At 38.8% G+C, this 15,426-nt stretch carries 13 protein-coding genes; 6 read left to right on the forward strand and 7 right to left on the reverse strand.

What is annotated here, in order from left to right:
• The first annotated feature begins 133 nt into the window (after positions 1 to 133).
• The 5 genes from ubiE (at position 134) to B0169_RS02370 (ending at position 4,622) form a co-directional block, all read left to right on the forward strand.
• The gene (gene ubiE, locus B0169_RS02350) at positions 134 to 922 is read left to right on the forward strand and encodes a bifunctional demethylmenaquinone methyltransferase/2-methoxy-6-polyprenyl-1,4-benzoquinol methylase UbiE (RefSeq protein WP_077284537.1); all 789 of its coding nucleotides are present in this window, start codon (positions 134 to 136) and stop codon (positions 920 to 922) included.
• A 4-nt stretch (positions 923 to 926) separates the two neighbouring features.
• Positions 927 to 1,568 carry a ubiquinone biosynthesis accessory factor UbiJ gene (locus B0169_RS02355; RefSeq protein ID WP_077284294.1) on the forward strand — a complete coding sequence of 214 codons (642 nt, stop codon included), beginning with the start codon at positions 927 to 929 and terminating at the stop codon, positions 1,566 to 1,568.
• Between the two features lie 9 nt (positions 1,569 to 1,577).
• Positions 1,578 to 3,143, forward strand: coding sequence for a ubiquinone biosynthesis regulatory protein kinase UbiB (ubiB, locus tag B0169_RS02360; protein WP_077284296.1), 1,566 nt, complete (start codon positions 1,578 to 1,580; stop codon positions 3,141 to 3,143).
• 93 nt (positions 3,144 to 3,236) lie between these two features.
• The gene (locus B0169_RS02365; RefSeq protein WP_077284298.1) at positions 3,237 to 3,716 is read left to right on the forward strand and encodes a YehS family protein; all 480 of its coding nucleotides are present in this window, start codon (positions 3,237 to 3,239) and stop codon (positions 3,714 to 3,716) included.
• Positions 3,717 to 3,857: 141 nt separating this feature from the next.
• Positions 3,858 to 4,622 (forward strand): substrate-binding periplasmic protein, encoded by a 765-nt coding sequence (locus B0169_RS02370; protein ID WP_158077034.1) that lies wholly within the window; start codon positions 3,858 to 3,860, stop codon positions 4,620 to 4,622.
• A 27-nt stretch (positions 4,623 to 4,649) separates the two neighbouring features.
• Here the strand turns inward: B0169_RS02370 and B0169_RS02375 are convergent, their stop codons facing one another.
• Positions 4,650 to 5,450, reverse strand: a complete 801-nt coding sequence (locus B0169_RS02375) for a GGDEF domain-containing protein (RefSeq protein WP_158077035.1) — start codon at positions 5,448 to 5,450, stop codon at positions 4,650 to 4,652.
• 322 nt (positions 5,451 to 5,772) lie between these two features.
• Complete coding sequence (gene rep / locus B0169_RS02380) at positions 5,773 to 7,791, reverse strand: DNA helicase Rep (RefSeq protein WP_077284304.1); 2,019 nt, start codon at positions 7,789 to 7,791, stop codon at positions 5,773 to 5,775.
• Positions 7,792 to 8,186: 395 nt separating this feature from the next.
• Here rep and ubiK point away from each other — a divergent pair, with 395 nt between their 5' ends.
• Entirely contained in the window at positions 8,187 to 8,453 is a 267-nt protein-coding gene (gene ubiK / locus B0169_RS02385; RefSeq protein ID WP_077284306.1) for a ubiquinone biosynthesis accessory factor UbiK, read from the forward strand.
• Positions 8,454 to 8,509: 56 nt separating this feature from the next.
• Here ubiK and B0169_RS02390 read toward each other — a convergent pair whose 3' ends face one another.
• From B0169_RS02390 to ilvD, 5 genes are all read right to left on the reverse strand, one after another.
• The gene (locus B0169_RS02390) at positions 8,510 to 9,112 is read right to left on the reverse strand and encodes a hypothetical protein (RefSeq protein ID WP_143323438.1); all 603 of its coding nucleotides are present in this window, start codon (positions 9,110 to 9,112) and stop codon (positions 8,510 to 8,512) included.
• 8 nt (positions 9,113 to 9,120) lie between these two features.
• Positions 9,121 to 9,837 carry a helix-turn-helix domain-containing protein gene (locus tag B0169_RS02395; RefSeq protein ID WP_077284310.1) on the reverse strand — a complete coding sequence of 239 codons (717 nt, stop codon included), beginning with the start codon at positions 9,835 to 9,837 and terminating at the stop codon, positions 9,121 to 9,123.
• 269 nt (positions 9,838 to 10,106) lie between these two features.
• Entirely contained in the window at positions 10,107 to 11,666 is a 1,560-nt protein-coding gene (locus tag B0169_RS19485; RefSeq protein ID WP_235838440.1) for a DUF418 domain-containing protein, read from the reverse strand.
• A 139-nt stretch (positions 11,667 to 11,805) separates the two neighbouring features.
• Positions 11,806 to 13,386 carry a threonine ammonia-lyase, biosynthetic gene (gene ilvA / locus B0169_RS02405; protein WP_077284312.1) on the reverse strand — a complete coding sequence of 527 codons (1,581 nt, stop codon included), beginning with the start codon at positions 13,384 to 13,386 and terminating at the stop codon, positions 11,806 to 11,808.
• Between the two features lie 13 nt (positions 13,387 to 13,399).
• Positions 13,400 to 15,256 carry a dihydroxy-acid dehydratase gene (gene ilvD / locus B0169_RS02410; protein WP_077284314.1) on the reverse strand — a complete coding sequence of 619 codons (1,857 nt, stop codon included), beginning with the start codon at positions 15,254 to 15,256 and terminating at the stop codon, positions 13,400 to 13,402.
• Positions 15,257 to 15,426: the final 170 nt, after the last annotated feature.

The raw sequence follows: 15,426 nt of genomic DNA on the forward strand, positions 1-15,426 counted from the left end.
GCGCAATTAACCCAATTTGCTATAGCTCTTCCTAATAACAATAAGTTAATCCTCGCCAGCTTGATCTCAAGTGTTAATTATTGCCCAAAAATACGGTAAACTAGCAGCAATTTTAGTTAATAGCGAAATCATGATGTCAGCACACGATCAAAATCATCAAACTACCAACGACAATAGTGACGAGAATACTACCCACTTTGGTTTTCAAACTGTTGAAAAGAATGAAAAAGAGTCGAAGGTTGCCAGCGTTTTTCACTCTGTTGCTCAACAATATGACATCATGAATGACTTGATGTCATTTGGTATTCACCGATTATGGAAACGTTTTACTATTGATGCCAGCGGCGTTCGTCCGGGTAATAAAGTGTTAGATTTAGCAGGCGGTACGGGTGATTTAACGGCAAAGTTCTCACAGCTGGTCGGCCGTGAGGGTAAAGTTATATTAGCGGATATCAATAGCTCAATGCTAAATGTGGGTCGTGATAAGTTACGCGATCGTGGTTTAGTACAAAATATTGAATATGTACAAGCCAATGCTCAGTATTTGCCTTTTGAAGATAATACTTTTGATGTTATCACTATCGCTTTTGGTTTACGTAATGTGACTGATAAAGATATGGCTTTGCGCTCGATGTATCGTGTATTAAAGCCTGGAGGGCGTTTATTAGTATTAGAGTTTTCAAAACCAGAGCATGAATTGGTTAATAAAGCCTACGACTTCTATTCTTTTAATATCTTACCTAAGATGGGTGAATTAGTCGCTAAAGACGGTGACAGCTATCAATATTTAGCTGAATCTATCCGCATGCACCCTGATCAAGAAACACTTAAAACCATGATGGATGCAGCGGGCTTCGAACAAACCAGCTTTAAAAACTTAACCGGTGGCGTGGTTGCTCTGCATAAAGGTTATAAATTTTAGCCTTATGCGTCCAGAAACCAGCCAGCAGTTTATGTTCGCACAAGCACTAAGTAGCGTACTCGAAACACTTATCAATCAATTTTTGAAATATAATTTGCATGGTAGTCATGCCTTAAAATTGCTGTCTGAGAAAACCTTAACGGTTAAACTAGCTGAACTTTCTTTTCCATTAAGCTTTACCGTTAGCGACGAAAAAGTTCACGTCACCAGCAGTGATGAACATAATGATTGTTGCATTATCACCAGTGTCAGTACCTTAATTGAGTTAAACGCAGAGCAACAGCTCACTGACTTAATAAAAAATGACAAACTCGATATTCAAGGTGATTTAAAAATAGCTCAACGTTTTGCTCATGTAGCAGAAAGTCTCGATATTGATTGGCAAAGTGAGCTAGCAAAACGCATTGGTGATATACCTACCTACAAGTTAGGGCAACTAGGAAAAAAACTTTTAAAGAAACTAAGCTTTGCCACTAAACAGATCAAGGCAGATGCCAGTGAGTGGTTAGTGCATGAAAAGCGCTTACTCGTCACTGAAGCTGAAATGAGTTATTTTAATCTAGATGTTATTCAAGTAGAACAAAAGGTTGCAGCTTTAAGCCAACGTATTGATGCATTAATCAATCAACAGTCCAAACTATCATAAGGCCTTACGGTGAGTAGTAAACGTTTATACAAAATAGTAAAAACATTTCTTCAGTTTGGGCTTGATGAGCTTGTACCGAAAAAATATCTCCCTTGGTATGTCCGAGTTGCTCGACGCTCATTATTTTGGCTGAGCAATAAACATAACGATAAAACTAAAGCTCAACGATTTCGCCTAGCAATAGAGTCTCTTGGCCCTGTATTTGTTAAGTTTGGTCAAATGCTTTCGACACGTCGTGACTTATTGCCCGATGACTTCGCCAATGAACTGACATTGCTACAAGATAAAGTACCGGCATTTTCAGGCCAAGAAGCTGAAAATATTATTACTAAAGCCATTGGTGCTGACACCTTTGCTGAAAGTTTTATCAACTTTGAACAAACACCATTAGCTTCAGCCTCTATTGCCCAAGTTCATACTGCAACTATGTTGCACTCAGGAGGCGAGCAAGCGGTCGTCTTAAAAGTACTACGCCCCAATATCGAAAAAACGATTTTAGCTGACATCACTGTGATGTCACTTTTTGCTAAAATTGTTGCTCGTTGGCTACCTGATGGCAAGCGACTCAGGCCAGTAGAAGTTGTTGCGGAATATGAAAAAACCATCTTAGAAGAATTGGATTTAAACCGTGAAGCCAGTAATGCCATACAGCTAAAACGTAATTTTAGCCAAGGGCGAGATAGCGATAAAGTGTTGTACGTGCCTGACGTTTATAGCCAATACTGTTCAAAAAACGTGATGGTAATGGAGCGCATATACGGTATTGGCGTCGGTGAAATTGAGACCTTACATGCCCAAAATGTTGATATGAAATTGCTCGCCGAACGAGGCGTAGAAGTGTTTTTCACGCAAGTATTTCGCGATAGTTTTTTTCATGCCGATATGCACCCAGGTAATGTTTTTGTTGATGCAACTAACCCGCAAGATCCAACTTGGATTGCTATTGATTGCGGTATTGTTGGCACCTTAAATCGTGAAGACAAACGCTATTTAGCAGAAAATTTTGTCGCGTTTTTCAATCGCGATTATCGTAAAGTGGCACAACTGCATGTAGATTCTGGTTGGGTGCCAAGTGACACTAGTGTTGATGAGTTTGAGTTTGCCATTCGTACCGTTTGCGAGCCTATTTTTAATAAACCTTTGTCTGAAATATCTTTTGGCCAGGTATTAGTTAACCTTTTCAATACCGCACGCCGCTTTAATATGGAAGTTCAACCACAGCTAGTATTACTACAAAAAACCCTGCTTTATATTGAAGGTTTAGGGCGTCAACTTTATCCAGCTTTAGACCTTTGGCAAACCGCTAAACCATTTTTAGAAAACTGGGTCAAAGAGCAAATGGGCGTTAAAGCCGTCTTTAACAAAGTAAAAGACAATTTACCTTTTTGGAATGAAAAGCTGCCGGAAATTCCTGATTTGGTCTACGATTACCTAAAAACCAATCGTGAAGCACAGCGCCTGCAATTAACAACACTGAAACAGATACAACAACAGCAGCAACAACATAATAAGAAAGTTACCTTATTAGTCATCATTGCTACACTCGCAATTTGCTTAACCATCAGCTTTACTTAATAAGCCCAAATAACCTATTACCTGATGCTCATGTGCCATTTCATGGCCGTGATATTAGCTAATACTCAATAGATAAACTCAACAGGAAAAAACATGACTAACAACGAAGTTTTACAGCACATTCGTTATATATTTACTTTAAGTAATGAAAAAATATCTGCTATTTTTCAACTCGCCGAATGTGCAAAAACTGACGATGAAATTAATAACTTTTTCCGTAAAAACGGTGACCCTGCATTTTCGCGTGTCGCTGATAATGTTTTAGCAAGCTTTCTTGATGGGCTGATTGTAGAGTTTCGCGGCGCGAAAGAAGGCGCAGAAGCTCAGTTAAATCAAACAATTAATAATAATGTTATCTTCAATAAAGTGAAAATTGCACTGGCATTGAAAGCTGACGATATTATCAACTTATTGTCTTCAGCCGAATTAACCCTAAGCAAACATGAACTGAGTGCATTTTTCCGCAAACCAGAGCACAAGCACTTCCGTACCTGTAATGATGATACGCTACTAAAATTCTTCAATGCTTTACATATAAAAAACCAGCAAGAAATTAAAATAATCAAAGAGTAGAAGCGCTTTTTTGACTAAGCTAGACCTTGTAAGAGGCTAGCTTTTTCCTTAACAAACCACCGTTCACTTCAGCTCGTCACAAAACTGATTTACCTAGCACCTGACCTAAGCTATATTGCTCATAATGATATTAATTATCGAGTGTTCCTTATCAAAAGAATTCTGTACTTAGCCTTCTTATTATCTTATCTATTCAATAGTACTTATAGCTTTGCACAAGAAAAGCCTTTAATTTTTGTCGCAGAGGAACTACCTCCTTACCATTTTATAAATAGTGAGGGGCAAGCCTCAGGTGCGCTAGTCGAAATAGTTCAAGCCGTACTTAACCACGCTAACTTGCCGGGTAAAATTAAAATACAACCACTTGTCCGCGGCTTTAAAGCTACGCAGATTCATAAAAACACCTTTATGTTTTCCATGCTAAGAACTGCTGATCGTGAAACAGAATTTCAATGGGTGGGGCAAACATATAAAAGCTCCGCCGTACTTATCGGACTAAAGGGGCGACTGGATATCAACCTACGATCTCTTGAAAGTGCTAAGCACTATGTTGTAGGGACAATACGAGGCTATCATTCAGCATATTTTCTTCATGAAAATGGTTTCAAAGAAAAAGAAAATTTATCGTTAAGTGTGACCAGTAAGCATCTGTGGTCAATGCTTTTTAATGGTCGAATCGATCTTGTGTTGACTAACTCTATGGCATTAGACAAAGAGATCACTCAAGCAGGTTTTGATGCTACGAGTATTGCAGCCTATTTATCATTAACCGACTTTCCCAGCGAGCTCTATATAGCGACAGGATTAACAACATCAAGCACCGTAATCGAACAGCTAAGCCAAGCGTTATCAGCAATTAAAGCCTCAGGTGCATATCAAGAAATTTTAACAAAATACGGCTTATAAAATTTCTCGTAATTAAGAGTAATGTCCTCAGCTAGCATCACTCATTAATGGTGCTTCTTGCTCAACACGGTTACGCCCGCTCTCTTTTGCCAAATATAAAGCGGCATCAGCCCTCGCAATCCAAGCTTCTGAACTCTCATTCAAGCGATACTGTGCCACACCCATTGAAACTGTTAACTTTATATTATTAACAAACTGATGCTGCTCAATGATGACACGTAACTTTTCCGCTATAATGCAGGCTTCAGTTAATTCAACATATAAGGGGACAATGATAAACTCTTCTCCCCCATAACGGAAAAGAGCATCTAGCGCACGAGTGTTACTTTTCATCAAGCGCGCAACTTCAACAAGCACTATATCTCCGACTGCATGGCCATGTTGATCATTAATTTTTTTAAAAAAATCTAAATCAAGTAACAATAAAGAAACCACCGAAGCTTGACGTTGCTGATCAGAGATCAGATCGGTAAGCTTGTCTTTCAAAGCTCTTCGGTTACCACACAAAGTCAATGGATCTATTGTTGCTAATAATATGAGTTTTTCATTAGTAATTCGGTAGTTACTAAAAATCATATATGAAAAAATAGAAGTGAGTAGCAATGACATAACCATAGTGGTGAAGTTCATCAGGCTATCACCGGGGAAAATTCTTATAGAAACAATCGTAATAGCAACCAGACAAATAATACCTGCGGTGCGTTCGGGTAAAATGTAATAAAAGGCAATAATAGCAGGATATAACCAATACAAATGTGATTGGCCACGAATAACCACTAAAATAGCAATCACTGTTGCAAGCATTGTAGCTAAAACAAGTTTTGCCATTACTATTTTTCTAGTCTTATACACAAAGATAAAAAAACAAATTAAAATCAATATGATAAATGCATCAATAATAGCAACTGTGATGTCACCACTGATGTATCTTAGGTATACAAAGGGTAAAATTAGTACCGCTGACAAAGCACTTAAGATCAACAGTATCATTTCTGAGGTCGTGCGTTTTGTCATGATGTTATCTCACTAAAGCAATTATTTATTAGAGTACCCTCTGCAACTAACGGTCAGTGAACTAGTTAACTGTAATATAGGAAACTATAGTTTATAACTCAAATAGCTAGCGTTATTTGCTTAGTATCAGTCTAGGTTACTTCTTCTGTTTTAGCATTTCTCGTAAGTTTGCTACACCCATTTTTGCCGTAGCTTGTTTTTTTTCTATACTTTGTTTGGTTTGTGTCAATTCCCAACTTAGATCATCTTGTGGTAGCTCATGTAAAAAGCGACTCGCCTCAGTTCGAGCAACCTCACCAAATTGACGGCGCTCTCTGGCATAAGTAAAAATCAACTCTTTTTGCGCACGGGTAATACCGACATAAGCTAAGCGCCGCTCTTCTTCTACATTGCCCTCATCCATACTCGTTTGATGTGGTAACAAGCCCTCTTCCATACCAATGAGAAAAACATAAGGAAACTCCAAGCCTTTAGAAGCATGTAACGTCATTAGCTGAACTTGGTCAGTTTCTTCCTCATCTTCATTACGCTCCATCATATCGCGCAAGGTTAAACGGGTAACCACTTGCGGTAAGGTCATTGGCTCTTCGTCATCACTGCCTTCCAGCATTTGTGTGACCCAGCTGAAAAGTTGTGTGACATTTTTCATGCGCATTTCAGCTGCTTTGGCACTAGGTGAAGTATCATATAGCCAATCTTCATAATTAATTTCGCGCACCATCGCCCGTAATACTGCAGAAGTATCGCCACGTTCAGCATGATCAGCCGTTTCAACAAGCCAACGAGTAAACCGTTGTACACTCACCAAACCTCGCCCTGTAAGATGTTGCTCTAACCCTAACTCAAAACTTGCCGCAAACATGCTGATTTGTCGCATATTGGCGTAACTACCTAACTTTTCTAACGTCGTTGGACCAATTTCACGGCGAGGTACGTTAACAATTCGCAAAAAAGCATTGTCGTCGTCTGGGTTAACCAATACCCGTAAAAACGCCATCATGTCTTTAATTTCTGCACGCGAGAAAAACGAAGTGCCGCCATTAATTTTATAGGGAATTCGGTTGGTCATCAGCGCTTTTTCCAGTAAGCGCGACTGATGATTACCGCGATATAAAATCGCGTAATCCTTAAATTTACTTTTATTTAAAAAACGATGGCCGATCACCTCACCAACTACCCGTTCAACTTCATGCTCTTCATTCTTAGTTTGCAGCACTCGTAGCTCAACACCGTAGTTAAGCTCACTAAAAAGTGCTTTATCATAGACGTGCGGATTATTGGCGATCAAAATATTGGCACATTTCAAAATACGGCCACTAGAGCGATAGTTTTGCTCAAGCTTAATCAGCTTAAGGTTTGGGTAATCTTGCCCCAACAACACCAAGTTCTGTGGTTTAGCGCCACGCCATGAGTAAATAGACTGATCGTCATCACCCACCACGGTTAATAACCCTTTTTCACCTGTGATCAATTTAACGAGTTCATATTGGCTGGCATTGGTATCTTGATATTCATCAACCAGCATATATTGAATTTTATTCTGCCAACGTGCACGTACCTCTGGATAATTACGCATTAATAACGTTGGAATTAAAATCAAGTCATCAAAATCAAGTGCGTTATAGGCTTTCATATGCTTTTGATACATTGCATAAAACTCAGCATATAGTTTAGCGTCAGCATCAACAGCCTGTTTAATAGCGTTATCAGGTAATAGCAGATCATTCTTCCAATTAGAAATCATCATCTGCAATTTACTTAATAGATCTTTATCGCCATCAAGCTGCTCTTGAGTTAATTCCTTCAATAGCGCTAAGCTGTCTTGATCATCAAATAAGGTAAAGCCAGGCTTATAACCTAAGGTTTTTAATTCACGGCGAATAATATCTAAACCCAAAGAGTGAAAAGTACAAACGGTTAAACCGCGTGTTTGCGCTTTATCCATCATTTTAACCACACGTTCTTTCATTTCACGTGCTGCTTTATTGGTAAAGGTTACCGCGGCAATATTTTTAGCTTTATAGCCACAATTTTGAATTAAGTGGGCAATTTTCTGACAAATAACCCCAGTTTTACCACTGCCCGCTCCTGCTAATACTAGGCAAGGACCATCAACATATTTTTTTGCTTCATTTTGGCCTGGGTTTAATTTCATCGCTGCGTCGTAACTCTAATTTATGGATAAGATAATCGGTCGACGATTTTACCTGTTTTTATTGCAAGACAACATCAACTTTCTACAACTTACTTAATTTCTTAGCGAGTAAATCTATGATACTTCAAGGGACAGTTGAACAGCTATCAAGTAACAGCTAGCTCAACACTCATTTTTAGAAAGGTCAATCGCCTTTAGAGTGAATGTATCGCAGAAGTTTTTTTTCTGCCAAAGGTATAACGGTTATTCTCAAACAATGCCTTGTGTAAAACATTTTTCTTCAGGTTAAATTACTACACCTTGAAGTGTTATGAGTATATAAACACGATTTGATTATCAATACCGAGCAGATTAGTTACAATAAGCTTATCGCTTATCAATATAAGAGCATTGAGATGATTAACGCTAAAAAAATAGAAGAAATTGCCAAACAAGTTACCGATTCCATTCCTGTTGGTTTAAAAGATTTTGCCCATGAAATGGAAGATAAAACAAAAGTAGTACTACAACGTAAGTTATCTCAACTTGATGTTGTTACTCGTGAAGAGTTCGATGTACAAACACAAGTATTAATCAAAACACGAGCTAAATTGAGTGACCTTGAAGCAAAAATTGCAGCATTAGAAGCATTGATGGCAAACAATAATAATGAAAACGTATAGGTAGTTATATACGCTGCCATTTATTGAAAATACAATTTATCAGTTTTAATTTTGAATTATAATAATAATTTGTGCTGCTTAATGAGCATTGCAATTTCATTGTCATGCTCATCAATTAGTTTATATATCCATGTATAGTGGTCTTTTTGCCAGAAGTTAATTACTTTATTATAACGTGCTTCGCTTAATAGTTGCCGAATAGCATCTAACTCTAAAAAACACACCACTATATGTAAGTAAGTAGAATATTCATCACTTGCTCCTTCAGGATAACCCACAGCTACGTTAGGAAAACGCTTTTTCAACACGGCAATAATATCGGCGAGTTTGGTCTGATGAGCATCTAAATACCCGTGTATATTTTCATGTAAATAAGTCGATAACAGTAAGTCAATTTCTTTCGGTTTATTGTGTCGTGTATGCAAGGTTAAAACCGGATGACTATGGGGTATCGCCTTTTTATTTATATGTATGACATTGCTAAATTGCCATTTAGTTAAATCGTGTGCTTTATTCAACGATTTTATTAGCTCTATCGTCATTTTCTCACTTTCAGTGTTATGTTCTGTGGTAAATTCAATCGCTTGAGCATTAGAAACACTAGTAATGACCAGAAACATAAGAGCTAGCAAGGAGTAGGTTCCGTCGTATACACTCATTAACTTTCTCATTTATAAAGTCTTCTTTCCAACACAAAACCTAAGATACCGGCACTAAAAAGAAATATACCAATAATTTGTAGCCATGCGTTCACTTGCTGTGGAATAACCTTTTCTTTATCAAAACGATACAAACGACGTCCATCTTCAACTTGCTGAATAAATTGTTCGCCTAAATGAACACTCGATAAAAGAATCTTCCCATCTCTACGCTGTTCAATTTCAAGCTCTTTTTTAGCTATCACGGTATGAAAATCAGGCTGGGTCCTATCTAATAGTCGACGCCAGCTAACAAAAATATTTTTTGGTTCATCAGGCAATATCACACCCAATGATTCGTATTGGTAGTGCAAGCCAGTGAATAACACTTTACTAAATCCGGTATAAAAACTAGTAACAGCCATCACTATAAGAAAACTCGCTACATACAGATATCGACGTTGGCTATTAGCATCTTTTTTCTCATTTTTTAATAACCAGTGCTCAATATCAGGAATTTGTCTTAAATTATTATGGAGATATTGTTTGTCGAAACCTTGTAAAAAATCGGCTAAAGAAAGTGATAAGCCATTCAATAACTGCCTAAAAATATCATTTGAGGGTAATGATTTATCATTTTCCAATTTTGAAAGATAAGACTGCTCAATTTGAGCTAAATTAGCTAACTCTGGTTGACTTAAACCTTTAGCATTCCTCAAAATTCTAATCTGTTCACCTAACGTCATAGCTGCTTTCCTTACTGATAATATCCAAACTTAACTATTAAAAATCGCTCGTCAAATAGTTTGGGTATAATAAAATTATAAATTACATGAATGCCGTCGACAGCGGGGCTATTCTCAAGTATTCCTAAATTAATATGAAGTAGAATATTGATGAATATTAAGGAAGATATGATAAAACTCAGTAATTACCACTTGTTTCACGCTTGAATTCAAACAATAAAAGTAATTACTGAGCCTATTAAACGTTGATATTCAAACGCTGATAGAAATCATTGATATTCTTTTTTTAGCTTGTATAACTTTTTATAAGATAAACAACGCCAAAGCCATTCTAATGGGCCATAAGCATAATGCTTTAACCACCAACGTGATAACAGTAATTGTAAAACTATAATCACCAAGACAATCAGCATTTGTGGTGCTCGAGGTATTTCACCAAAATAGCCACCGGCATAACCATAAAATATACTGCTTAAGATCACCGAGTGACTAATGTAATGCGTTAATGCCATTCGCCCCATAGGTGCAAATATGGCTAAACGCTTATGCCACTTATCATTTGCTAATAAGTACATAACTAGGCCAAAATAGCCGGCACTCATCACTAACTGCCCAAAATAAAATAATCCTTCACCGACGGTTTCCAATAAGGTGACTTGATTTACTACAGGATGCTGAGCTACTAATAACCCGCAAGTTTCAATGACAATACCCAGGCCAATACCAAGCCATGCTGTAATATGAAAAGATCGGGTATGTTGTTGATAGTTTTGTATAATATTACTTGCAATTAACCAGTAACCTAAAATAAATATTGGCATTAACATAAAAAAAGCAAACGGTAAGCTGAACATCAACATATGCCAAGCAAAGTCCAAACGAAACTCAGTAGCTTGCCAATAACTGTCTTGCGTAAAGGCTTTGATTTCAGCTAGGTCATCAGCATGCATTGCTTGCTGTTGAGCAACTATGTCTTGCGCCTTTATTTCTATTATTGCCGTTAAGTACTGCTCAATCGATTCTTCAATATCTTCATCAGCAAGATCATCAGTGGCAATAGCCATTAAAGCATTCGGTACTTTATTCGTTAGCTCCTCACGGGTACTTTTAGCGTTTTGTGCAGCAACGGATGTATTATTTTCAGCTGCCGCCAGATCTCGCTGCCCATTGGCTAAATTAATTTCTGCAACCCGTTCAGTAACTTTTACTTCCTCATGCCATTGTTCAAGCATGGTTTTATGATCATGGCTCAGCCCGAAGCTAATCGCCCCGATGACGGTAATAATAATCGGTATGCTTAACCAGACAACAGCGAGCTTAAAAAATGATTGAGGATTATCATATTGCTGAAAACGTGGTTTTTTCAGTATTGTCAGCCAAGCTAATAACAGTAAACCAGCAAAGCCATAGCTATGTAAAATATCACCGCCCCACAGAAATACCATATGCAAGATACCAAAAATAATTAAAATAATCATTCGACGTGAAAACCAAGCACCAAAAGGGCGTCCTGCTGCTTTAGCTCTCTGCATCATGACGGCAAAGCCCATCCCAAAGAGTAAAGAAAACAAGGTATAAAATTTACCTTCAACAAAGCACCTAATCAGCCAACCTACGATATGATCTAAACCGCTTAGGCTGGTATCTTGGGTACCTAAACTGGTAATAGCACGGTTAAACCATTCGATATTCATTAAAAGAATACCGACAAGAGCTAGCCCACGTAATATATCTAAAGCATCTAAACGCTCAGAGGGAATTATCGGGGCAATGTATTTCTGTGATACGACCGGAACAGATGGTAATTCACTCATTTGTGAATTGGGCATAAAAGGTCCTTTTTCATTCTTATTATTTTTGCAAAGTAATATAAAGCATTTAGCCAATAAAAAAGCAGCTTTTAGCTGCTTTTTTATTATTTTTACTGTTTTTCAATCAAGCATAAGCTTTCACTATGCAATCTTAGGGTTAAGTAAGAAAAGTCTGATAAGCCTTATTATCAGTTTCTTCCTGCCACTCATAACCCAGCGCTGCCAAATGTGCAAAAAACTCACCTTCTTGATGCTGCGCTACTTCAAAACCTGCTAATACTTGGCCAAATGCTGCACCATGGTTGCGATAATGAAATAAGGTAATATTCCAATGCTCACCTAGTGTATCTAAAAATTTCTCTAAGGCGCCTGGGTATTCAGGAAATTGAAAGCGAAAAATACGCTCTTGGGCCGACAATGCATTTTTGCCGCCAATCATGTATCTAACATGCAGTTTTGCGAGTTCGTTTTCAGTAAAATCAATTAGCTCATAATGTTGATTTTGTAAGCTCTGCGTTAATTTTTCTCGATCGTTAACCTCACCACCCAAACGAACGCCAACAAAAATATTAGCATGTTCAATTTCAGCTAACGCATCACCTTTATTAGCATAACGATAATTAAATTCGGTTATAACGCGACCAGCCAGCGCTTGGCAAAACTTTCTAAAACTGCCTTTTTCTTCTGGTATTTTGACCGCATACACCGCTTCTTTCTGCTCTCCGAGCTCGCAACGTTCAGAAATATAACGCAAGGTATGAAAGTTCATGTTAGCGCCAGAAAGAATAGCCACCAGTGATTCATCACCTTGACTGGTTTGGCAATATTTTTGCAATCCCGCTAAGGATAGTGCTCCAGCAGGCTCTGAAATAACCCGAGTTTGCTCAAATATATCTTTTATCGAGGCACAAATTTCATCCGTAGAAACAGTGATCACTTCATCACAATAATGTTTGATCAAGTCAAAAGTATGTTCACCAATACGTTTAACCGCCACGCCATCAGCAAATAATCCCACTTGAGCTAAATCAACCGGTGCTCCCGCACTTAATGCCGCTTTTAAACAAGCAGAATCTTCAGCTTCTACACCAATAACCTTAATATGTGGCTGCAGTTGCTTTAAATAGACAGCCATACCAGCTAATAACCCGCCGCCGCCTACTGGTACAAAAACCACATCGACATTTGGTCGTTGCTGTAATAATTCTTTCGCCACCGTGCCCTGGCCCGCTATCACATCAGGGTCATCAAACGGATGGATCAAAGTTTTATGCTCAGCTTTGGCATACTTCACAGAAGCTTGCTGTGCTTCATTAAAGCTCTTGCCAACTAAGCGCACTTCCGCGCCATAGCGCCTAACATTATCTACTTTTATATCTGGTGTTGTGATCGGCATTACTATTGTTGCTTTAATGCCGAGTTTATTAGCAGCCAATGCCAATCCTTGAGCATGGTTTCCTGCTGAGGCAGCAATAACTCCATGTAAACATTGCTGCTCTGATAAGTTAACTAGCTTGTTATAAGCACCACGTAATTTAAAAGAATGGACCGGTTGCTGATCTTCTCGTTTAAGAAATATTTGATTACCTAAGCGAGAAGAGAGCTTAGTTAATGCTGTGAGATCAGACTCTACAGCCACATCATAAACTGGTGCTAATAAAATCCTACGTAGGTAATCAAGTGCTTGCTCTTGTGTGGCTTTAGCCAGCACTAAGGCTTGCTGTTCAGCTTCAGTCATTATCTTTTCCCCGTTACTCGATGCCATCAAGCAAGTCACGGTTTCTCACCGCTCCTTTGTCAGCGCTAGTGGCTAACATTGCATAGTTTTTCAAGGCATAACTAATTGGACGAATTCGATCAACAGGTCTCCAGGCTTTTTTACCTTTAGCCTCCATCGCCGCACGACGCAGTTCAAGTTCGGCATCAGAAACGGCTAACTTAATTGTCCGTGTTGGAATATCAATATGAATAGTATCGCCTTGTTCAACCAACGCGATAGTACCGCCATCAGCGGCTTCAGGTGAAACATGGCCAATAGATAAGCCTGAGGTACCGCCAGAGAAGCGCCCGTCAGTAAGCAATGCACATGCTTTACCTAAGCCCATAGATTTCAAATAAGTGGTTGGGTAAAGCATTTCTTGCATACCGGGCCCACCTTTAGGGCCTTCATAGCGAATAACCACCACTTCACCAGCAACAACTTTACCGTCTAAAATTCCTGCTACAGCGGCATCTTGGCTTTCAAAAATATGTGCAGGACCAGTAAAGACTAAATTATCATCAGAAACACCTGCGGTTTTAACCACACAACCATCTACCGCGATATTACCAGAAAGCACTGCTAAGCCGCCTTCGGTTGAAAAGGCATGGTCGATACTACGAATACAGCCGTTAGCTCTATCGTCGTCCAGAGTATTCCAACGACAATCTTGGCTAAACGCTTTAGTCGTACGAATACCTGCTGGGCCTGCACGGTAGAATTTTTTCACCTCTTCATCATCAGTCACTTTAATATCGTATTTTGCAATAACATCAGCAAGCGTAGTACCAAAAATATTAGGTACATCGGTGTGTAATAAACCTGCGCGTGATAGCTCACCCAAAATAGCAATAACACCACCTGCGCGATGTACATCTTCCATATGATACTTAGGCGTTGATGGCGCAACTTTACATAGCTGCGGCACAATGCGTGATAATTTATCCATGTCTGCCATGGTGTAATCTATTTCGGCTTCTTGTGCTGTAGCCAATAAATGTAAAATAGTATTAGTAGAGCCACCCATGGCAATATCTAAGCACATCGCATTATGTAGGGCTTTTTTACTGGCAATATTGCGAGGCAATGCCGACTCATCATTATCTTGATAATAGCGCTTAGTTAATGCCACTATTTGTTTTCCGGCATCTAAAAACAATTGCTCTCTGTCAGCATGTGTTGCCAACATCGAACCGTTACCCGGTAACGCTAAACCTAACGCTTCAGCTAAACAGTTCATTGAGTTCGCGGTGAACATACCAGAACATGAGCCACAAGTTGGGCAAGCAGAACGCTCAACTTGATCCGATTGTTCATTAGATACTTTAGGGTCAGCTCCTTGAATCATGGCATCGACTAAATCAAGTTTGATAATTTGGTCAGAAAGCTTAGTTTTACCGGCTTCCATCGGACCACCAGAAACAAAAATGACAGGAATGTTTAAACGCATAGCTGCCATCAACATACCCGGAGTGATCTTGTCACAGTTTGAAATACACACCATAGCATCAGCACAATGGGCATTAACCATGTATTCAACTGAATCCGCAATTAAATCACGAGAAGGTAAGCTGTAAAGCATGCCGCTGTGACCCATGGCAATACCATCATCCACGGCAATAGTATTAAATTCTTTCGCGACACCACCCGCTTCTTCAATGGCACCAGCAACTAACTGTCCCATATCTTTTAAATGTACATGCCCGGGGACAAACTGCGTAAACGAGTTAACTACGGCAATAATAGGTTTGCCGAAATCACCATCAGTCATACCTGTTGCACGCCAAAGCGCTCGAGCGCCCGCCATATTTCGGCCTTGAGTTGAGGTTGCTGAGCGTAATTTTGGCATGACAAATTCCTTAAATGCGTTAAGTTCGTTATGAGTAGTTCGTATTGGTGTTGGTTATTTCAAAAAAACACTTACAAAATGCTGTTTTAAAATAATCAAATACTGAGACAGTGTGCGTTATAACTAGACTGTCAAAATCATGGTGGTTTTTAAGCTAACAGGTAACATTC

The organism is Cognaticolwellia aestuarii (assembly GCF_002000025.1).
GTDB lineage: Bacteria > Pseudomonadota > Gammaproteobacteria > Enterobacterales > Alteromonadaceae > Cognaticolwellia > Cognaticolwellia aestuarii.